22 protein-coding genes are annotated in these 20,710 nt (G+C 36.5%); 12 read left to right on the top strand and 10 right to left on the bottom strand.

What is annotated here, in order from left to right:
• Positions 1-3: 3 nt before the first annotated feature.
• Entirely contained in the window at positions 4-333 is a 330-nt protein-coding gene (locus tag HX124_RS01660; RefSeq protein ID WP_107007845.1) for a thioredoxin family protein, read from the bottom strand.
• A gap of 122 nt (positions 334-455) precedes the next feature.
• Between HX124_RS01660 and HX124_RS01665 the strand changes: the two genes are divergently transcribed.
• Both HX124_RS01665 and HX124_RS01670 read left to right on the top strand, forming a co-directional pair.
• Positions 456-1,448: an NAD(P)H-quinone oxidoreductase gene (locus HX124_RS01665; protein WP_286381749.1), complete on the top strand. Its 993-nt coding sequence runs from the start codon at positions 456-458 to the stop codon at positions 1,446-1,448.
• Positions 1,449-1,741: 293 nt separating this feature from the next.
• On the top strand, positions 1,742-2,245 hold the full coding sequence (locus HX124_RS01670) for a hypothetical protein (protein WP_107007843.1): 504 nt from the start codon (positions 1,742-1,744) through the stop codon (positions 2,243-2,245).
• Positions 2,246-2,305: 60 nt separating this feature from the next.
• On the opposite strand, the gene paeA is transcribed toward HX124_RS01670, so the two are convergent.
• Positions 2,306-3,628, bottom strand: a complete 1,323-nt coding sequence (gene paeA, locus HX124_RS01675) for a polyamine export protein PaeA (protein ID WP_107007842.1) — start codon at positions 3,626-3,628, stop codon at positions 2,306-2,308.
• A gap of 127 nt (positions 3,629-3,755) precedes the next feature.
• On the bottom strand, positions 3,756-4,745 hold the full coding sequence (locus tag HX124_RS01680; RefSeq protein ID WP_107007841.1) for a LysR family transcriptional regulator: 990 nt from the start codon (positions 4,743-4,745) through the stop codon (positions 3,756-3,758).
• A 633-nt stretch (positions 4,746-5,378) separates the two neighbouring features.
• Between HX124_RS01680 and HX124_RS01685 the strand changes: the two genes are divergently transcribed.
• On the top strand, positions 5,379-6,983 hold the full coding sequence (locus tag HX124_RS01685) for an isocitrate lyase (RefSeq protein ID WP_286376193.1): 1,605 nt from the start codon (positions 5,379-5,381) through the stop codon (positions 6,981-6,983).
• A gap of 94 nt (positions 6,984-7,077) precedes the next feature.
• Here the strand turns inward: HX124_RS01685 and HX124_RS01690 are convergent, their stop codons facing one another.
• Positions 7,078-7,560, bottom strand: a complete 483-nt coding sequence (locus tag HX124_RS01690) for a copper resistance protein NlpE (protein WP_286381750.1) — start codon at positions 7,558-7,560, stop codon at positions 7,078-7,080.
• A gap of 402 nt (positions 7,561-7,962) precedes the next feature.
• On the opposite strand from HX124_RS01690, the gene HX124_RS01695 reads away from it, so the two are divergent.
• A complete protein-coding gene (locus HX124_RS01695; protein ID WP_286381751.1) occupies positions 7,963-8,553 on the top strand; it encodes a 1-acyl-sn-glycerol-3-phosphate acyltransferase in 591 nt (196 codons plus the stop codon).
• A gap of 48 nt (positions 8,554-8,601) precedes the next feature.
• Here HX124_RS01695 and HX124_RS01700 read toward each other — a convergent pair whose 3' ends face one another.
• Positions 8,602-8,961 carry a hypothetical protein gene (locus HX124_RS01700; RefSeq protein WP_107007837.1) on the bottom strand — a complete coding sequence of 120 codons (360 nt, stop codon included), beginning with the start codon at positions 8,959-8,961 and terminating at the stop codon, positions 8,602-8,604.
• A 125-nt stretch (positions 8,962-9,086) separates the two neighbouring features.
• Entirely contained in the window at positions 9,087-9,818 is a 732-nt protein-coding gene (locus tag HX124_RS01705) for a sulfite exporter TauE/SafE family protein (protein WP_286381752.1), read from the bottom strand.
• A gap of 328 nt (positions 9,819-10,146) precedes the next feature.
• Between HX124_RS01705 and HX124_RS01710 the strand changes: the two genes are divergently transcribed.
• The 8 genes from HX124_RS01710 to HX124_RS01745 all read left to right on the top strand — a co-directional run bounded on the left by HX124_RS01710 (position 10,147) and on the right by HX124_RS01745 (position 15,637).
• On the top strand, positions 10,147-10,284 hold the full coding sequence (locus HX124_RS01710; protein ID WP_286381753.1) for a hypothetical protein: 138 nt from the start codon (positions 10,147-10,149) through the stop codon (positions 10,282-10,284).
• Positions 10,277-10,711: a CopG family ribbon-helix-helix protein gene (locus tag HX124_RS01715; protein ID WP_286376188.1), complete on the top strand. Its 435-nt coding sequence runs from the start codon at positions 10,277-10,279 to the stop codon at positions 10,709-10,711. Before HX124_RS01710 ends, HX124_RS01715 begins: the two co-directional genes overlap by 8 nt.
• A gap of 15 nt (positions 10,712-10,726) precedes the next feature.
• Positions 10,727-12,535, top strand: a complete 1,809-nt coding sequence (gene atzF, locus HX124_RS01720) for an allophanate hydrolase (protein WP_286381754.1) — start codon at positions 10,727-10,729, stop codon at positions 12,533-12,535.
• Complete coding sequence (locus HX124_RS01725) at positions 12,532-13,554, top strand: ABC transporter substrate-binding protein (protein WP_286381755.1); 1,023 nt, start codon at positions 12,532-12,534, stop codon at positions 13,552-13,554. Before atzF ends, HX124_RS01725 begins: the two co-directional genes overlap by 4 nt.
• A gap of 122 nt (positions 13,555-13,676) precedes the next feature.
• Complete coding sequence (locus tag HX124_RS01730) at positions 13,677-14,195, top strand: tetratricopeptide repeat protein (RefSeq protein ID WP_286381756.1); 519 nt, start codon at positions 13,677-13,679, stop codon at positions 14,193-14,195.
• Positions 14,173-14,625: a DUF6985 domain-containing protein gene (locus HX124_RS01735; protein WP_286381757.1), complete on the top strand. Its 453-nt coding sequence runs from the start codon at positions 14,173-14,175 to the stop codon at positions 14,623-14,625. Before HX124_RS01730 ends, HX124_RS01735 begins: the two co-directional genes overlap by 23 nt.
• 104 nt (positions 14,626-14,729) lie before the next feature.
• Complete coding sequence (locus HX124_RS01740; protein WP_286381758.1) at positions 14,730-15,254, top strand: hypothetical protein; 525 nt, start codon at positions 14,730-14,732, stop codon at positions 15,252-15,254.
• Entirely contained in the window at positions 15,254-15,637 is a 384-nt protein-coding gene (locus HX124_RS01745) for a lysozyme inhibitor LprI family protein (protein WP_286376182.1), read from the top strand. Before HX124_RS01740 ends, HX124_RS01745 begins: the two co-directional genes overlap by 1 nt.
• Positions 15,638-15,698: 61 nt before the next feature.
• On the opposite strand, the gene HX124_RS01750 is transcribed toward HX124_RS01745, so the two are convergent.
• The 4 genes from HX124_RS01750 to gatA form a co-directional block, all read right to left on the bottom strand.
• Positions 15,699-16,430 carry a carbonic anhydrase gene (locus HX124_RS01750; protein WP_286381759.1) on the bottom strand — a complete coding sequence of 244 codons (732 nt, stop codon included), beginning with the start codon at positions 16,428-16,430 and terminating at the stop codon, positions 15,699-15,701.
• Between the two features lie 392 nt (positions 16,431-16,822).
• Complete coding sequence (locus HX124_RS01755) at positions 16,823-17,671, bottom strand: hypothetical protein (RefSeq protein ID WP_286381760.1); 849 nt, start codon at positions 17,669-17,671, stop codon at positions 16,823-16,825.
• Positions 17,672-17,744: 73 nt separating this feature from the next.
• A complete protein-coding gene (gatB, locus tag HX124_RS01760) occupies positions 17,745-19,220 on the bottom strand; it encodes an Asp-tRNA(Asn)/Glu-tRNA(Gln) amidotransferase subunit GatB (RefSeq protein WP_286381761.1) in 1,476 nt (491 codons plus the stop codon).
• Complete coding sequence (gene gatA, locus HX124_RS01765; protein WP_286381762.1) at positions 19,220-20,698, bottom strand: Asp-tRNA(Asn)/Glu-tRNA(Gln) amidotransferase subunit GatA; 1,479 nt, start codon at positions 20,696-20,698, stop codon at positions 19,220-19,222. The genes gatB and gatA overlap by 1 nt, the downstream gene beginning before the upstream one ends.
• Between the last annotated feature and the right edge of the window lie 12 nt (positions 20,699-20,710).

The following is a 20,710-nucleotide window of genomic DNA, read 5'->3' on the forward strand; positions in this document are numbered from 1 at the left end:
GTCTTAGGTGTGCGCTTGCAGAATTTTGCTATATTCCATTAAAGTTTTAACGCCAGCTATACGTTGTATAATTTGCCCTTGTTGAAAAATCAGGGTCGAAGGTAAACCATAGACATTATAACGTAAGGTTAAAATAGGGGATTGATCAATATTAATAATACCGAACTTAATTTCGGGATGTGATTTTGCAAAGTTTTGAGCGAGTTGCTCAAATACTGGAAAATTTTGTGTACATGGCGCACACCATTCTGCATAAAAGCGAATAACTGCCAGACCATCAAACCATTCAAACTCGTGATAGTTATCTTCATTATATTCAAACATATTATTCATAAGTGATGACGATCAAATTTTGAAATAGAAAGTTGATTATACATAAGTCCACAGTTCTTCATTCTCAACAAACTTTATGTTCAAATACAAATCATATGAAAATTCATGAATAAGGAAAGTGAATGTCACAAGCAACCATGCAACAGATCATTATTACTGAGCCAGGCGGTATTGAAAAATTAGCATACGAAACTGTTTCAACACCAACAGCAAGTACAAATGAAGTTTTAGTTAAAGTACACGCATTTGGAATTAATCGACCAGATATTTTACAGCGTCAAGGTTTATATCCTATGCCAAAAGGAGTGACACCTGTACCAGGCTTAGAGGTTGCGGGAGAGGTCATTGAGGTTGGTGCTGATGTGACCAACTTTAAAGTGGGTGATCGTGTATGTGGTTTAACTAATGGTGGAGGATATGCACAGTATTGTGTGGTGCCTGATAGCCAAACTTTGCATATTCCACAAGGTGTAAGCTTTGTACAAGCAGCCGCGATTCCTGAAACATTCTTTACTGTTTGGGCAAATGTTTTTCAAATGGCAAGAGCCAAAGCAGGTGAAACGGTACTTGTTCATGGTGGAGCAAGTGGTATTGGAACAACAGCTTTGATGCTATGTCAGTCTTTAGGAATAAAAACTTTTGCAACTGTCGGCACAGATGAAAAAGTACAGGCATTGGCAAGTTTAACTGATGCAATTAATTATAAAACTCAAGATTTTGAACAGGTTATTCAAGATAAAACGGATAATGCGGGTGTAGATGTTATTTTAGATATGGTCGGTGCACCTTATTTAGATAAAAATTTAAATTTATTACGTCGTGATGGTCGTTTAGTGTATATCGCCTTTTTAGGTGGGGCAAAAGCCAAAGATGTGAAACTAGGTCAAATTATGATGAAGCGTTTGACGATCACAGGCTCAACAATGCGAGCAAGAAATAGCGCAGAAAAAGCTGAGATTGCTCAAGGTTTAGAGCAACATGTTGTTCCACTTTGGGGAAAAGGTGAATGTTTGCCAATGATTTATCGGACTTTTAAGTTTGACCAAATTCAAGATGCTCATGCGGTGATGGATACAGGTGAACACATTGGTAAGGTTGTGGTAGAAGTTATTTAAATGATGAAAACCCTCTTTTTATTTTATAAGAAGAGGGCATCATTAAGCTGAATAAAAACCTTAGACTTAGATGCAGATAGGAATTTAGGCTTGTACGGATTTATTGAGCAAACTTGATGATTTTTTTAGAAGTTAGAAAGAAGATTCATTTTGAACAATAAAACGCTTTAACGACATTTTTAAGAGTCAATTTTCTATTTTTCTCAAGGTATTTTATATTTCGGTATTTTATCTCTGATTTAATTTTAAAATTATGCGAAAATATAACATTCTATTTTATATTTAGGACTCCCATGACAGATTCTTCTGCATCATTAAGTGATATTGAAATTTTAGATATTTTACAGTCAATGAAATCTGACGAATTAAATGTCGAAGCAAAAAAAATCATTCGTGATGGCGGAAAAGCAGGGCGTCAAGAAGCACATAAGCAAGCTTTGGTCGCTTTACATCATAGTTTTGAAGAAAAATTTGTTGAAGCTGTCACTTTGGCATTGCATTTAAATGAAGCTCAAGCAAAAAAAATTCGCTATAAAAAAGACCGTATTCGTATTTTAAAAGCAAAAGGGATTGAATATTTAGAGATTGATGGTGCAGAAACTGCACAAGTTTTATCACAAGTCGCTCAAGCTATTTTACGTGAAGATGCAACAGTAACTCATGATTTACATAATATCTTTTCTTTTTGGAAAGAAGGTTGGCCAATGGTGCAATTTGACAATGCGTTTAAATTGTTAGATGAAGATATTATGATTCACTATCAAGCTGTACTTGATCGTTTAATCGAAAAGAAATAATAAAAAACAGTCATATAAAAAGCACCATGTATTGGTGCTTTTTAGTTGAAAATGATCGTTTTATTCTTCTGTTGGTGGCTCAGCTTCATTTCTTTCAAGTAAACGTGTCACAAGTAATTGGTCAATTTTAAAATGATCAACATCCACAACTTCAAATTTATAACCATCAAAAATCACAGTATCAGCAGGGCGAGGGATTTTTCGTAATTTATACATCATAAATCCTGCAAGCGTTTCATAGTTTTCATCATCAGGCATTTCATCTAGAGCAAGCGCATGCTTGAGATCTTCAATAGGTGTACTACCATCGATCAGCCATGAATTATTATCACGTTTGATAATTTGTTGATCTGCTTCAATTGGGGTAACCCAGTCGCCCATGACCGTAATCATAATATCTGACAAAGTAATCACACCAACAACCAAAGCATATTCATTAATAACCACAGCGAATTTTTCTTTAGTTGAGCGAAAACGATCAAGTAGTTCTGATAAGGTTAAAGTGTCAGGAATCGTTAAAACATTACGAATTGTATTTTCATTGAGTTGCAGAAGAGATTGATTATTTAAAATTCGTACTAAAATATCTTTGGCATCTACATAACCAATGACATCATCAATATTATTATTACACACCAAAAACTTAGAGTATGGATATTCAGCGAGTTTTTGGCGAATGCTTTCTTCTGACTCTTTTAGTGTGAAAAATACAACATTTTCACGAGTCGTCATACTCGAAGGAACATTACGTTCTTCAAGCTCAAATACATTTTCAATAAAATGATGTTCTTGTTTTTGTAAGACACCTGCTTGCGCACCTGCATCCATCACGGCAGAAATATCATCAAATGTAATATTATCTTCACGTGTTGTATTGACCTTAAATAAGCGAAATAACAGGTTTGCAATGGCATTGATACACCAAGCCAAAGGTTTACATACCACAATAAATATTTGAATCGGATTAATAACAGAAACAGCAATTTTTTCAGGTGCAATCATTGCCATACGTTTTGGCATTAAGTCTGCAAATAAAATAAAGAGTGATGTAACTAATGTAAATGATAATGCAAAACTAATGGTTTCTGCCCAAGGACCTATATAAAAGCGTGAAACAAAATCAAGAAAATAAGGACGAAAAGCCCCTTCACCCAAAATACCACCTAAAATGGCAACAGCGTTCAGTCCAATTTGGGAAGCAGCAAAGAAATCAGCAGAATTTTCTTGCAAGTCTAGGACTTTCTGCGCACGTTCATCACCCGATTCTGCAAGGATTTTAAGTTTAACTTTACGTGCACCAGCAAGGGCAATTTCTGTTAAAGATAAAAAACCTGCACCTGCAATCAGCAAGATGATGATAATAATATTCTGAAGAAGGCTCACGAATCACCTGTGGATCGTCGTTATTATGAATGTTTTTAACACAAAAACAGCTTAGGGAGTAGTAACCACCCTAAGCACTTTGAAAAGTATAATATTGATAAGCGAAGAATTTAAGAAATATTATGCTTTAATAGTGTGAAAATTGAGAATTGTTAATTAAAAATTCACGGTTTTCTTCTTCTATCATTTGTCGTGCTACATATAAAATCAGTTGGCGTAACCAACGATGAGCAGGATGATGATGGAGTAAAGGACACCATGCCATTTTTAACTCAAATTCAGGAATATAAAAAGGTGGGTCTTTAATTAAAAGATTTTGACTTTTGGCTTGTAAACGTGCAATACGTGTTGGCAATGTTGCCACCAAGTCAACATTAGAAGCTAAAAGTGCTGGCATTTGATAATGACGGGTAAAGACAGAAATTTTACGTTTTTGACCAATACGTTCTAAAGCTTGATCAATCCAACCTAATCCTGCTTGTTTCTCTGGATTTACACCGAAACCAACACCCATACCCGTTTTAGAAACCCAAATATGCTGTGCATCTAAATAACTTTTTAAATTTAAATTACTTGCAGCAGGGTGTTTACCATTGAGTAAGCAAGAAAAGCTGTCACGCCAAACCAGAACTTGATGAAAGCTTTGTGGAATTTCATTAAAACGATTGATGGCTAAATCAACTTTACCTTGTTCCATATCACGATAGGACACATCACTTGGCGTTAAAAAGTCTAAAACCACATTGGGTGCTTCAGAACGTAAGGCTTTGACTAAGCGAGGAACAAGGGTTGCCTCAGCATAGTCAGAAGTCATGATACGAAAAACACGATTTGAAGTATAAGGTCGAAACTCTGTGCGTGGTTCCAAAATCATTGACAAATCTGACAATGCATCTCGAATACGCGGTTGTAATTCTAAAGCACGTTCTGTGGGAGTCATCCCTTCAGAAGAACGAATCAAAAGCGGATCATTAAATAAATTACGCAAACGTCGTAAAATATTACTCATAGCAGGTTGGGTAACACCAAGCTGTTCTGCGGCACGGGTAACGTTCTTTTCACGCAAAAGTACATCAAGGTAAATTAATAGATTGAGGTCAACCCGCTCAAGATTCATATAAAAAATACCGAAAATAAATTTTTGAAATCACATTGAATTATGCCATAAGCAAATAGTTTTGTGTTAAATCATGATAAAAAAACATCATTCTAAGCCGCATCAAGAAAATTAAAAATTTGTTTTCATCTATTTTCAAATTGTTTTAGCGAACAGGTTTGATATTGCAAATTGCCTTAAATCATAGAACTTAACGCATTGAGAAAGAGTTATAAATTTTTAGCTTTCTTTTTAAGCATACAAAAAGGCATTTACATTGTTTATTTAGACTAAAATATATGCGTTGAAAAATTAAATGAGCATGATATGACAAAAAAATAGTAAGGCTCGACTTAAGTCTAATAAGCTGTAAATTTTAAACTTGTATTATTTGTAAGCAAAAAAGTCAATATGAGTTTTAATTTAATTGATTTAAAATCAATATCTTAATAAATTGAAACATAATTATAATACGACTTTGATCTATATATTTTTTAAATAAATACTGAGAATTAACGCAAAATATTGGATTAATTTTAGGAGTCAATCTAAGCTAAGTCCATAACAACGAAGCGTACTAAATCTGAACAAATAGATAGTACTAGATTTAGCGATTCGATGGATGAAATCCTAATATTATTACAGGAACATATCATGTCTACATACTTAACAGCGATTGATGCAATCCGTGAATTAAAAGCAAAATTCGGAAGCACTTGGCGCGATATTAGCCCAGAAGATGCTGCACGTATGCAAATGCAAAACCGTTTCAAAACTGGTTTAGACATTGCAAAATACACTGCTGCAATTATGCGTCGTGATATGGCTGCGTATGATGCTGACTCTAGCAAATATACTCAATCATTAGGTTGCTGGCACGGTTTCATCGCACAACAAAAAATGATTGCGAACAAAAAATATTTCGGTACAACTGAACGTCGCTATATCTACCTTTCTGGTTGGATGGTTGCTGCACTTCGTTCAGAATTTGGTCCACTTCCTGACCAATCTATGCACGAAAAAACTTCAGTTCCAGCGTTAATCGAAGAAATCTATACTTTCCTTCGTCAAGCTGATGCAAAAGAATTAAACGATTTATTCCGTGCATTGAAAAAAGCACAAGAAGCTGGCGACACTGCTAAAGCTGCTGAAATCACTGCTCAAATCGACGGTTTCCAAACTCACGTTGTGCCAATTATTGCGGACATCGATGCTGGTTTCGGTAACGAAGAAGCGACTTACTTACTTGCTCGTAAAATGATCGAAGCTGGTGCTTGTGCACTTCAAATCGAAAACCAAGTATCTGACGCTAAACAATGTGGTCACCAAGCTGGTAAAGTAACTGTTCCACACGAAGACTTCATCGCTAAAATCCATGCATTACGTTATGCATTCTTAGAAATGGGTCTTGATGACGGTATCATCGTTGCGCGTACTGACTCTGAAGGCGCTGACTTGACTCAAAAAATCCCAGTGGTTAAAGAGCCAGGCGACATCGCTTCTCAATATATCAGCTACTTAGACACAACTGAAATCAGCATCGAAGAAGCTCAAGAAGACGAAATCTTGATCAAACGTGATGGTAAGTTACACCGTCCTAAGCGTTTAGCTTCTGGTTTGTATCAGTTCCGTGCTGACACTCAAATTGACCGTGTTGTACTTGACTGTGTATCTAGCCTTCAAAATGGTGCGGATCTTCTTTGGATCGAAACTGCGACTCCAAACGTTGAAGAAATCGCTCACATGGTTAACCGTGTTAAAGAAACAGTTCCAAATGCGAAACTTGTTTATAACAACTCTCCATCGTTCAACTGGACTTTAAACTTCCGTCAACAAGCGTATGACCGTTGGGTTGCTGAAGGTAAAGACGTTTCTGCTTACGACCGTGCTAAATTAATGAGCGCTGAGTATGATGCGACTGAATTAGCTGCTGATGCTGATGAAAAAGTACGTACATTCCAAGCGGATGCTTCTCGTGAAGCGGGTGTGTTCCATCACTTGATCACACTTCCGACTTACCACACAGCTGCTCTTTCTACGCATGAGCTTGCTCAAGGTTACTTCGGTTCTGAAGGTATGTTGGCTTATGTTGCTGGTGTACAACGTAAAGAAATCCGTGGCGGTATCGCTTGTGTTAAACACCAAGCAATGGCTGGTTCGGACATCGGTGATGATCACAAAGAAATCTTCTCTGGTGACAATGCTCTTAAAGCGCATGACGATGCTAAAAACACAATGAACCAATTCGCTGCTCACTAAGTCGCGAACTGATTCGAAAAAACCCAGCGAAAGCTGGGTTTTTTATTGTGATCTCATCATTGTAAATAAGTGGTGATGATTCGACTATGATGGATTAGTTTAATTCTTTTGCTAATTTATAATGTTCAGCGATAGGACCTTCAATTTTTGTACCTGTTTCAAGATTGCGTGCCTCAAGAAAATTTTCTCCTACAAAGAATTTTCGTTCATCTGCATTTTTATCTAAAGTAATGATTGAGCCTGTCGAATCAAAAGTGAATTTGCCTTTAGATTCAAATTTTTTCTCGTCACCTTTGCCGCCTTTGTATTCTTCTTCTAATTCAAAAGTATGGTCAGCATTTAGTTTTAGCTCTGTCTCAATACCTTCGCAATCTGCACAAGGAAGTAGCCCTTTATATGTCCCATCCCAATCAAGACTATTTTGTGCGTTATGAGCTGTATCAGCAGGGGAAACAACTTGAGTATTGGTTGCTTGAGAAGCCGCATTGTTGGTATGGTTTGTGCTATCTTCATTAGGTTTATTACAGGCAGTTAATATAAAACTTGAAAGACTAAGGATAAGAAGAGTTTTTTTCATTGTACACCTGATATTGAGTATTAAGTTGGATTTGAATCATTTAAGCGTAAATCAAAAAACCATAAAACATGTTGTGAAAAGGATGAACTCCTGTAAAAAAGTGCAATATTTTTAATGTGATAGATATCTCTATTTTGATTTTTTTATTTAATTTATCGTAGTTTTAATGATTTATTACAAATCTATGAAAAGATATTTTTTATTACTAAATTATCTCTATATGAAAAAGTAAATATAAAATATTTGGATATTTTTTAATAAGCTTTCATAAATAATCATCTTTAAAAATAATAATTTACAGTTGTAGTTTAACTGCTTTTAATTTGAGCTAGGGCTAGTTTTTTCTACATAAACTGTTGCTACAATTCGCAAAATTTTTATATTTATAATTGTGGTGTATTTATGTTCGAGAAGTTGGCAGAACAAAGTCTTGGGGCAATGGGGTGGGAAATTGATAATCATTGGGACTTAACGATTGATCAATGTGTCATGATCGCAGCGCCGCATACCAGTAATTGGGATGCATTGTATGCACGTTTGGCATTGAAAGCATTGGGTGTTAATGTACGTCTGACCATTAAAGACAGTTATATGAAATTGCCTTTTGGACCTTTTGTCCGTGCAATGGGAGGGATCGGGATTGATCGTCGACCTAAAAAAGAAGGTGAGGCTCGTCCAAGTATGGTTGAGTTGATGACAGATTTATTTAAAACGCATCCAAAACTGGTGATGTTGGTAACGCCAGAAGGTACTCGCGCAAAACAAGAAAAATGGAAAACGGGTTTTTATCATGTTGCTGTAAATGCAGGTGTACCGATAGCCTTGGCTTATATGGACTATGAAAAGAAAAAAACAGGTATTGGAAAAATTGTTTATCCATCAGGTGATTATGAGCGAGATATGGCAGAAATCATGGGATTTTATGCACAAATTAATCCTAAATTTCCTGAATTATTTAGTGTCGATACACGCTATTTTTCTGAAAAAAAATAGAGCTTAGAAAATAAAAAGACAGCAAATATGCTGTCTTTTTTATGTGTTTTAAAGCGGGGTAGACTCAGGGTCAATCATACTCGAGCTTTCATTATTTTGTACGCCGCCTAAAGCTTCGCATGCAGATTTATAAACATCATATTGTTGCTGCACAACATGGTCTAAGGGAATTTTAAATAACACATCACCCGATTTGTAACTGTCGATATAAGCACTTGCTTTTTCACGACTTAATGCTAAAGCACGTTCATGATAAGATGTGATTGGACTATGTGCTAATTGTGTGCTTTCAATATTTTTACATTCAAATTGACTAAGTAACTTTTCTGCTGATTTTATTTCTTTAGATGTACCAAGTGCACAACCCGTGAGCAGAAGAAATAAACTTAATAAAAATGAGCGTTTCATCACAAAAACAGTATAAAAATGAGGATCAAAATTATATGCCTAATATATTGAATTAAATAGATGGATTTTTGAAAAAATTAAAAATAATTGTATTTTGATTGTCTTATATCATTGTAAATCAGCGCTTAAAATAAGGATGAAATGGTTAAAAATAAACCAGAACAAAATAATAAACTCAGTACAATATGTTTAAACTGTTTTTCTGAGATTTTATAAAATAGTTGAGCACCTAAAATCGCAGGAATACTTACTGTTAAAACTAATACAAAGATATAGGGTAAATGACTGAAATTTATTGTTTCTTTCCAGATGTAAATCAAAATTGTAAACATTTGAATCGCAAAATTAAAATGGCGTAAAATATAACGTTGTTGTTCTTTAGATAATTGTTTGAGCATGACCCATGCTGAAGGTAAGGCGCCACAAAAACCACCTAATCCACCTAAAATTCCACCAATAAAACCAACGAGACTGTCTGCTAATTTTCCCATTGTAATAATAGATGGAAAAGTCGGCGCAAAATAAATAATAGGGCACCAAATGATAAGAAATAAACCTAATACGATTTTGAAAATATCTTGATGAATATAATGTAATAAGGCTGTGCCTAGAGGTACACCTATTATACCTGCAATAAGATAAGGCTTAACTAATGAAAAAGGTAAATGTTGTTTCGGCTCTTTGGCAAAAGAAATAAAATGACTCCAAAGTGAAGCAAAAACGACTAAAGGTGCTGCAATTTGTGGAGGTAAAACCCAGATCCAAAAAGACATTGCGATTAAGGCAAAAGCAAAACCTGTTAACCCTTGTACAAAACCCGCAACAATTGCACCTAAAGCAAAGATCAGCCAAGTCATATCAAGGAAAAGTCACGATGGAAAAAACAAACAAGCATATCCAAACATTATTATCATTAAAAGTTAATGCATTTATTTTAAAGTATTTTGTAGCGCTAAGTTAAAAACTTTATGCTGTATAAGTCATATCTAAACCCATAATTAAAATAAACCGTTGATGACTTTTTTGCACTTTGATTACGCATTTTAGAACATAAAAATATTTTTGCCCAAAAAATAAGCACATTTGCTGAGTTTTCCGCTTTAAATTGTCTAAAAAATTGGCACACTTTCTGCATTTCTCTAGGTATTACTAAATCGTAAATTGGTAATACCTAAGGAGCAGCACATGAGTACAACTGTCAGACAAAAGCATTTGCATCTATTTAAAAAATTTCTCATTGACTTATTCAGTGCACGTGCAGGTTTGCATATCAAACAGAATCTTTCTTCTCATTCGATACAGGAAGAACAAAACAGTGCTTAAAACAAAGTTAGCTCGTATCAGTATTACTGTGCCAGAAGCGACACTGACTGCACTCGATCAAAAAATTGTTGATCAGCATTATGAAAGTCGGTCACAAGCGATTGTGGATATGATTCATAAACATCTTATTGCTGAACAAGAAAACTCTAATGCAGTCATGGTGGGAACATTAACCCTTTTATACGATGTGGCTCAGTATTCATTAAGGAATCAACTTATTGATTTACAGCAACAATTTTTAGATCAGGTGGTGAGTTCATTACATATTCAGCTTGATCAACAAAAAATTTTACAAGTGATGTTAATGCAAGGTGCAAGCATCGAACTTCAGCAGATCAGTCAGAAATTTATTGCATTAAAAGGCGTGATCAAAGGGCATCTTGAATTAATGGATGCGGTAATGCCGCCAATACCACAGAATAGTTAAGCTAAGGGTGATAGTGTGAAAAATTTATGGACAATCCAAGATTGGAAAACAGCATACGCTCAACAACAGATTCAGCTTGATGACTTGATCAGTTACGTTGATCATCTCAAAAATGATGATCATGCTTGGATTGAAATCGCATCTCATGAACAGATACAGGCACAAATCGAAATTCTAAAAAATAAAGATATGAATGATTTAGCTTTGTATGGTGTGCCATTTGCAGTAAAAGATAATATTGATGTTGCTGATTTTCATACAACTGCTGCATGTCAATCTGCTCAGTATTTAGCGACTACAGATGCTGTGGTGATTGCTCAATTAAAACAAGCGGGTGCGGTTGTTGTGGGCAAAACGAATTTGGATCAATTTGCGACAGGTCTCGTTGGAGTGCGTTCACCTTATGGTGCTGTGAAAAATAGCTTTAATCCTGAATATATCAGTGGTGGTTCAAGTTCTGGCTCAGCAGTGCTCGTGGCAAATGGCGTTGTTCCGTTTAGTTTAGGCACAGATACAGCAGGTTCGGGGCGAGTGCCTGCGGGGCATAATAATATTGTTGGTTTAAAGCCAACGAAAGGCTGGTTTTCAAATACAGGATTGATTCCAGCATGTCGCACCTTAGATGTTATTTCTATTTTTGCATTAACTGTAGATGATGCATGGCAAGTCGCACAGCTTATGCAGGCTTATGATGAAACAGATATTTATTCACGGCAGCATCCTGAAAATGTTGCAACCCGATTTACAAAAGGGAAAATAGCCATACCAGAACAACTCGAATTTTATGGTGATATTGAAGCTGAAAAGGCATTTCAAAGCGCCATAAAACGTGCTGAAAAATTAGGTTATCAGATTGAATCAATAGATTTTTCTATTTTTAATTTATTGGCAAAAGCATTATATAACGATGCATGGGTAGCAGAACGTACGATTGCTGTAGAGAAAATGGTCAATCGTGTGCAAACTCATCCTGTGATTGCTGAAATTATTGCGCAAGCAGATCAATTTACCGCAGTAGATGCTTTAAAAGCAGAATATCAACGAGCGGAATTAGCACGAAAAATTAATCTTGTATTGGCAAAGTTTGATGCCTTAATGGTGCCGACAGCACCGACTATTTATAAAATTTCAGAAGTAGAAGCAGATCCATTCATTAAAAATAGTCATATGGGAGCGTATACCAACTTTGTGAATTTTGCTGATTTATCAGCGATTGCATTACCCAATGTAATACGTGCTGATGGTTTACCTAGTGGGGTGACATTCATTGCACAAGCATGGATGGATCAAGCCTTAGCTCACTTTGCACAAACTTGGCAAGAAAATACTGAAGTCTATTTGGGTACATCAACGCAACAATATCAAAAAATCCAACAGATCGAATCACAGCATTCAGTTCAGTTGGCAGTCATTGGCGCACATTTAACAGGGATGCCACTCAACTTCCAACTAACAACACGAGGTGGAACGCTACGGAAAAAAACCTTATCAGCAGCGCATTATCAGTTATTTGCTTTAAAAAATACCCATCCGCCTAAACCAGCTTTGCAATATATCCAACAAGATGGGCAAAAAATTGAATTAGAAGTTTGGGATATTCCACTGGCAACATTTGGTGAAATCGTGGCAGAAGTACCAGCACCGTTAGGTATCGGTAATGTGTTATTACAAGATGGTACTTGGGTCAAAGGTTTTATTTGTGAGAATTACGCTTTAACAGAGGCAATCAATATTAGTCATTTTGGTGGATGGCGAGCCTATATTCAATCTTTACAAACAACACAGCATCGTGCTCAAGATCATTCTATGGGGGAAGTTTCATGATTAAAAAAAGTTATATCGTGATTTCAGTCATGACAACATTGTTATTAAGCGGGTGTGATAATACTGCAAAAACGCCAGAAAAGCAGACCAATTCAAGCCATCAAGTTGATACCCATCCAATTACGATTGGTTATAGTGATTGGCCGGGGTGGGTTGCTTGGCAAGTAGCGATTGAAAAGGGCTGGTTCAAAGAAGCAGGACTGAATGTTGATTTTAAATGGTTTGATTATTCTGCCTCAATCAATGCATTTTCAGCCAATCAACTTGATGCAGTCTCTGTTTCAAATGGTGATAGTTTGGTGATCGCTTCTGGTGGGACGCAAGGTGTTGTTGTTATGGCAACAGACTATTCAGCAGGGAATGATGTCATTATTGCGAAAGCAGGAGTGAATACATTGCAGGATTTAAAAGGTAAATCGGTTGCTGTTGAAAAAGGTTTGGTCGACCATTTACTGTTATCAACTGCATTAAAAGATGCTCAATTTAAAACAGACGATGTTAAATTGGTTAATTCAGTCACCAATGAATTACCTCAAGTTTTTGCGAGTCCAGAAGTGGCTGCGATCGCTGTTTGGCAACCTGTCGCCAATCAAGCATTAAAATCTGTGGCGGGTTCTAAAGTCATTTATAGTTCAAAAGATAAAGCAGGACTGATTTATGACACTTTGACAGTCAATATGAGTCATTTGTCTACACACCAAGAAGAATGGAAAAAAATTATTCAAGTGTGGGATAAAACAGTGAAATATATTAATGATCCTGCGACCCGTGATGATGCGATTCAAATTATGGCAAATAAAGTCGGTGTTGCTCCTGCGCAATATGCACAATTTCTTGAGGGTACACATTTATTGGACTTATCTGCCAATAAAAAAGTATTTATTAAAAATAATGGATTTGATTCAATTTATGGCTCGACCTACCATGTGAATAAATTTAATGTGGAAAATGGTATTTATAAAACCGAAGTTGCAGTTGATGGTTTGATTTATCCTAAATTAATTGAAGAATTGAAATAAATTAAATATCTAAAAAAGTATGTGATGTAAAAAAGGAGTTTAAATCTAAGCTCCTTTTTTTATAAAACTCATTTTTTATGATATATATATTTGTTGAGCATCTGAGTTGATAAAGTTAAAAAATGATGTATGAATCATTGCTGAAAAAGAAAAAATTGATCTTTATGGCGGTTTTGTTATTTACCAGTTCATGGAGTAGTGCGAATAATATTGAAATTAATACATTAATTAAAGCTGCAAAACAGGGTGAAATTGAAGCTCAAGCAAATTTAGGTAGTGCTTATCTATTTGGTGATTATGATCAGGAAACCAATTATAAAAAGGCAGCATATTGGTCTGAACGTGCAGCACAACAAGGCGATGCCAGTTCTCAATATAATCTTGCCATTATGTATTTTAGAGGAATGGGCGTAAAACAAAATCTTGAAAAAGCGTTTCACTATTATCAACAAGCTGCTGAACAAGGACATACAGATGCACAAATTCAGCTTGCATTACGTTATTTATATGCTGAGGGAACACCTCAAAATGTCGAGTTAGCGCATCAATGGTATATAAAAGTAAAACAATCAGATACAGCAGATTTAACCCAATTTATACAAGAGTTTGAAGAGTCTTATGAGCGTATTCGGACAAAATAATATAGAGACTTTTCCTGTATTTGGAACAATGAAATATCGTGGGTATTGGTTAGGTGATCTTACTTTATCTAGTTTTTCTGAAAAAGCTGAAGTCATTGTTCGGGCAAAACGGACAGGAATCTTGCCAGAGCAGATTGATGCCATGCAATTGTTACTCGATATGCAAGATCAAATTAAACAACAAGCAACCGATGCGATGTTCACACTTCATGAAGACATCGAACTGATGTATGAAAATTTGCAGGCGGCAGAGGATATTTGGAAATTTTTAAAACTTATTCAAATTGAAATCACAGATCAACATTATTATGGTGAAAAAGATCATCATATTGCGATTCTTTTGATTTTTCAGTCTTTATGGGAAAGCGAGTTTTGTCCTGCGATTGAGATAAAAAATGGGCAATATGTTGAAGTGCTGTCAGGTACTTAAGTTTTTGCTACTCAACATATTATTCACATTGGTTACATAGTTCTAACAGGTCTATTTTAATAAATTATGCTAAAAAGAAAGCATATTTTACTGGAATTTGATCTATGTCACAGTTTGTTTTTTCTCATTTAAACCAAACAATTTCACACTATGCAAAACCTGCATTATTGGTCTGTACTTTATTGGGAACGACTCAATTTGCAGTTGCAGGGCAGGCAGTAGATCAACTAAGTGAATGTTTGGTGAAATCGACCACCGCAGCCGATAAAACCACGGTGTTGCAATGGACATTTACTGCATTGGCACAGCATCCCGATTTAAAAACTTTTGCACATGTAACAGATGAACAAAAAACAGCTCTAGATAAAAATTTGGCGCAGACGCTACAACGCATTTTAACGGAACAATGTTCTACGCAAGCACAAGCTGTGATTAAGGCTGAAGGTTTGCAAGCGGTGGGGGAGAGTTTTCAAGAGCTAGGGAGTATTACGGGTGAGGAAATTTTAAAAACCCCTGAAATTAAACAGCAGTTAAATGGTGTGGTGAAATATATTGATTTGAATAAGTTAGTGGTGACGTTTTTGACCCCTGATATTTGGAATAAATTGGGTGTGGTGAGAGATAAATGATGAAAAAACTACTCATAGCAACTTCATTATTCATGCTTGGCTTACAAGCAAGCTATGCAGATTCTAAAATCAGTCAGCAATACACAGCGTGTATGAATAAAGCAAGCAGTACAGTTAGCATGGTACAGTGTACTTCGGCTGAAACTGCTCGTCAGGATGCGCGTTTAAACAAAGCCTATAATGGTTTAATGTCAAAGCTAAGTAAAACCCGTAAGCAAGAGTTACAAACAGCGCAGCGTTTATGGATCAAATATCGTGATGCCAATTGTAAGTTTTATGTAGATCCGAATGGTGGCTCGATTGCTCAAGTTAAGGGTGCGAATTGTGTCATGAATGAAACTGCAAAACGGGCGACTGAGTTAGAGAATTTGGCTGCACTTTGATCGGAAATAAGCGTAAAAGACCTGAATTGATCAGGTCTTTTTGTTGAATCAGATTATATTTTTATTCTAAAACAAGTCGAGCATTTTGTGCTTGAACAGGTCGATTATTTGGATGTTCCATAAGTTGAGCAAATGCTTTGATTTGTTTTGCAGAGGCTTGTTGAACATCTTTGAGCACAATCCAACGCACACCTTCAGAACATGGCGGTGTAGTGAGTGAGCCATTAAAACGATAATACGTTAAATTTTCAGGTAAAAATGCAGTGGCAATATCTTGATGTTTTAATGCTGTGACATCACCTGCTTTTTTCGGAAGTTCTTTCCAAAGTTGAGCAAGTTTTTTGTTTTCTTTACCTTCTTCAAACATCACTGCAACAACGGTCAATTCGCCTTCTTTAGTGGCATGTACGAGATGCATTTCCATTGGATAAGATTTGCCATGAATCGTATTTTCACTTGGGCTATGTAAATGGAATTGTTTAAGTTCAAATTGTTTATTGTCTAAAGATAAAAAATTGCCTTCGTTGAAATTAATTTGTACTGTGCGTGCATTATTGATAATACTTTTAGCAGTGGTGACATAATTGAATTTCAATGGAGGCAATTCTGCATCTACAGTTTGATCAATATTAATCGGAGATTGGTTGACACCTGAACAAGCTGCGTATTTTGTATTGAGGCTTGCCCAATGTGCAGGAGCTTGTTGGTCTGCATAGCCCCAATCTAAGTTTGCACCAGCAAATATTGTTTGAGTCGCAAAGAGCGTCATAACCGCTAAAGTTTTAAATTTCATTTCTAGCTCGAAATTATAGTGAAAATAAGAATGTCTATGGTGCAAAATTTATGCAATGACTGCAAAAATAATTGTGGTTTAAATCGTCAGCTAGAACCGAGTTAAAAAACTTTCTTATTTATATGTTGGTATTTTAGACATCATTTTAAAAGTGAGTATTTAGTCGAAAAAGTTTTATGATTTATAACGTGATTTTTCTTTTTATAATGGCAATATCGGGATGGTGGTTGGGTCGAGGTTGAGAATAAAGAAAAGGGTGTGGTGTTTAAGGTGGTTTTGGTTTGATAAGAGTTTAGTCTTTATATTGTCTGAAAATTTGACTTACACCTCTCCCTAACCCTCTCCTAAAAGGAGAGGGAACAACGTGTATTAAATTGATTATGCATTAATATTTAACCAAGATATTTGGTTAGTTCCGTTAAAATTCCAGCTGACCCAAAAGCTCCAAGAATTGTTAGGTGGTTTGATAATGCACTAGTTAATTTTGTGTAAGCATCTTTAAATGTTGATGGATTATTAGTTGTTTCAACTTCAGCAACTATATTTTTTAAATTTTGCTTTGTCTCAGGAGTTTCACTTGATTGATCAATAATTTCACGCATTTGATTACACACTTGTTGTAATGCTTGATTATTAATTTGATTAATATTCATTGTGCTATTTGAACCACTTTGAAACTGACTTTGTTGGAATGAGCCTGAGTAATTATGAATGGTTTGAGGTACTATTTGTTGTTTATCTAAATCGGACATTGCAAGTGATCCTGACTCTAATTGATAAGTTTTAGTTTGTTTGAGTAATTCTAACATTTGAATTATATGATCAATATCAATGCACATGTTTTTATTTGTATTAATCATTGTTTGAATAGCCCAATCATAAAAATCAATTTTTTGACAGAGATCTTCTACCTTTTCATATGTATCTTTAGATAGCTTTTTTCTTATGCTTAAACTATATATTAGATTATCGACTAAACTTTTTAGAGTAGGAGTTATAGTAGGCTCAGTCATATCATATATATCTGAATTTACGGCTATAGCGACATCTCGTCCTTTAGCATATATTTCTTCTAATTCAAATCTATGCTGTGGTACACGTTCTTGTATAGTTAAATAATACTGTTCAGACTTACATTGAATAAAAGTCTTTTCATATTCATGAAAATTATTTCGAAAGAGTCTAATTTTACTAATTATTAATTCAATATTAAGTTGTTCAGGAACAATTGAATAAGACATTATTTTCTCTAAAAATAAAAACCCCACAATTGTGAGGTTTTTATAACATGAAATCAATTAATTAGAGAATAAATTAACCAATCAATTTCTTCATTAATTCATTGACTTGCGCAGGGTTAGCTTTACCTTTTGCGGCTTTCATCACCTGACCAACAAGACCATTGAAGGCTTTATCTTTACCAGATTTATATTCTTCAACCATCTTCTCGTTAGCAGCAAGTACTTCCTGAATCATCGCTTCAATCGCACCTGTATCAGTTTCCTGTTTCAAGCCTTTTTCAGCAATAATCTCATCCGCAGTTTTGCCTTCATCCCACATAAAGCCAAACACTTGCTTCGCAATCTTACCGTTAATGGTGTTATCGACTATACGAGCAACCATACCGCCCAATTTCTCAGCAGAAACAGGCGAGTCAGCAAGTTCTAAGCTCGCTTTGTTCAAAGCAGCAGAGAATTCACCCATCACCCAGTTTGCCGCCACTTTACCTTGTGCAGCACCACCAGCAGCGTTCACCACATCTTCATAAAATTCAGACATTTCACGAGTCAAAGTCAGAACGTGGGCATCATACTCAGTCACACCAAAGTCAGCGATAAAACGAGCACGACGAGCTTTAGGTAACTCAGGCAACTCAGCACGAGCCGCTTTAATTTGTGCATCAGCAATGATCACAGGTAACAAGTCAGGATCAGGGAAATAACGGTAATCGTTCGCTTCTTCTTTCGAGCGCATCGAACGTGTTTCCATCTTCACAGGATCAAACAAACGAGTTTCTTGGTCGATCTTACCGCCATCTTCCAAAATATCCATTTGACGTTCAATTTCAACATTGATCGCTTGCTCAATGAAACGGAACGAGTTGAGGTTTTTCAACTCACAACGTGTACCAAACTCATCACCCGGTTGACGCAAAGACACGTTACAGTCAGCACGGAAAGAACCTTCCGCCATGTTACCATCAGAAATACCTAACCAGCGCACAAGCGTATGAATCGCTTTAATATACGCCACAGCTTCTTCAACCGAACGCATATCAGGTTCAGACACGATTTCTAACAGTGGCGTACCTGCACGGTTTAAGTCGATACCTGATTGACCGTCAAATTGGTCATGCACAGATTTACCTGCATCTTCCTCAAGGTGCGCACGTGTTACGCCTATGCGTTTTACAGTGCCATCTTCAAGCTGAATGTCGATATGACCCAAGCCCACAATCGGGTTATCCATTTGGCTGATTTGATAGCCTTTTGGAGAGTCAGGGTAGAAATAGTTCTTACGTGCAAAGACAGAAGCTTGGTCAATGTATGCATCGATTCCCAAACCAAAACGAATGGCAAGATCAACCACTTCTTTATTCAATACAGGCAATACACCCGGCATTGCCAAATCAACAAGGCTTGCTTGAGTATTTGGGTCTTGACCGAAAGTGGTTGAAGAACCTGAGAAGATTTTAGAATTTGTTGCAAGTTGCGTATGGATTTCGATCCCAATAACGACTTCCCAACCATGAATCAAGAGTGATTTTGGTTTAGCTGCATTCTTTGACATTATGCATTCTCCTCCGCAATTGCCGCACGTTTGCTATGCCAATCAGTCGCTTGTTGATACTGATGCACAACAGAAAGCAGTTGAGATTCTGACCAATAATGACCAATCAATTGTAAGCCAACAGGAAGTTGGTTCGCATCAAAACCAACAGGTGCATTGATGGCAGGTAGACCTGCTAAGTTCACAGCAAGTGTATAAATGTCGCCTAAGTACATTTCAGTTGGGCTGAGGTTCGCACCAATTTTATAGGCTGTGGTTGGCGCAGAAGGGGCAGCAATCACATCCACAGATTCAAATGCTTTTAAGAAGTCTTGTTGGATTAAACGACGAACTTTTTGTGCTTTGACATAGTACGCATCGTAGTATCCAGCAGATAACGCATAAGTACCAATCAAGATACGGCGTTGAACTTCTGTACCAAAACCTTCAGAACGTGAGCGTTTATATAAATCCATCAAATCAACAGGATTTTCTGCACGGTAGCCATAACGCACACCATCAAAACGTGACAAGTTTGAAGATGCTTCCGCAGGTGCGATTAAGTAATACGTTGGAACATAAGCTTCTGTCATGTTGAGATCAATCTCAACCAGAACTGCGCCCATGTCTTCTAATTTTTTAAGAGATTCTTCAACACGTGCTTTTACGTCTGCATCCAAACCTGCAACATTGAAGTATTGCTTTGGAATACCAATACGCAGACCTTTAACTGCTGTAGCATTTAAATTGGCAACATAGTCATCAACGTCTTTTTCAACTGAGGTTGAGTCTTTGGCATCATGACCTGCCATGACATTCATCAAATAAGCACAGTCTTCAGCAGAACGTGCCATTGGACCACCTTGATCCATAGATGATGCATAAGCGATCATACCAAAACGTGAAACACGACCATAGGTTGGTTTTAAACCGGTTAAACCACAGAATGACGCAGGCTGACGGATCGAACCGCCTGTATCTGTACCTGTAGAAAAAGGGGCAAGATCAGCAGCAACCACCGCAGCAGAACCACCAGAAGAACCACCCGGAACATGTTCCAGGTTCCAAGGGTTTTTGGTTGCGCCATAAAATGGGTTTTCAGAAGTTGAACCCATGGCAAACTCGTCCATATTCACTTTACCTAAAGTGATTAGACCTGCGGTTTTACCTTTGGCAACCACAGTTGCATCATAAGGTGAAATGAAGTTGTCGAGCATTTTGGAACCCGCAGAGGTTTTAATGCCTTGGGTACAAAAAATATCTTTGTGGGCAATCGGTACACCCGTTAAAACAGTTGCATTGCCTGTTTTAATCGCAGTATCTGCTGCATCAGCTTGGGCTAAAGCTTGTTCAGCCGTTACTGTAATATATGATTTAACTTGGGTATCAATTTTTGCGATACGGTTTAAATAGTGTTGGGTCAATTCGCGTGATGAAAACTGAGCGGTTTTTAAGCCTTCAGCCATTTCACGAATAGATAAGCGGTGTAAATCAGTCATGGGAACAATTCT

It is taken from the genome of Acinetobacter sp. 226-1 (genome assembly GCF_030329325.1).
In the GTDB taxonomy this organism is placed as follows: Bacteria; Pseudomonadota; Gammaproteobacteria; order Pseudomonadales; family Moraxellaceae; genus Acinetobacter; species Acinetobacter sichuanensis.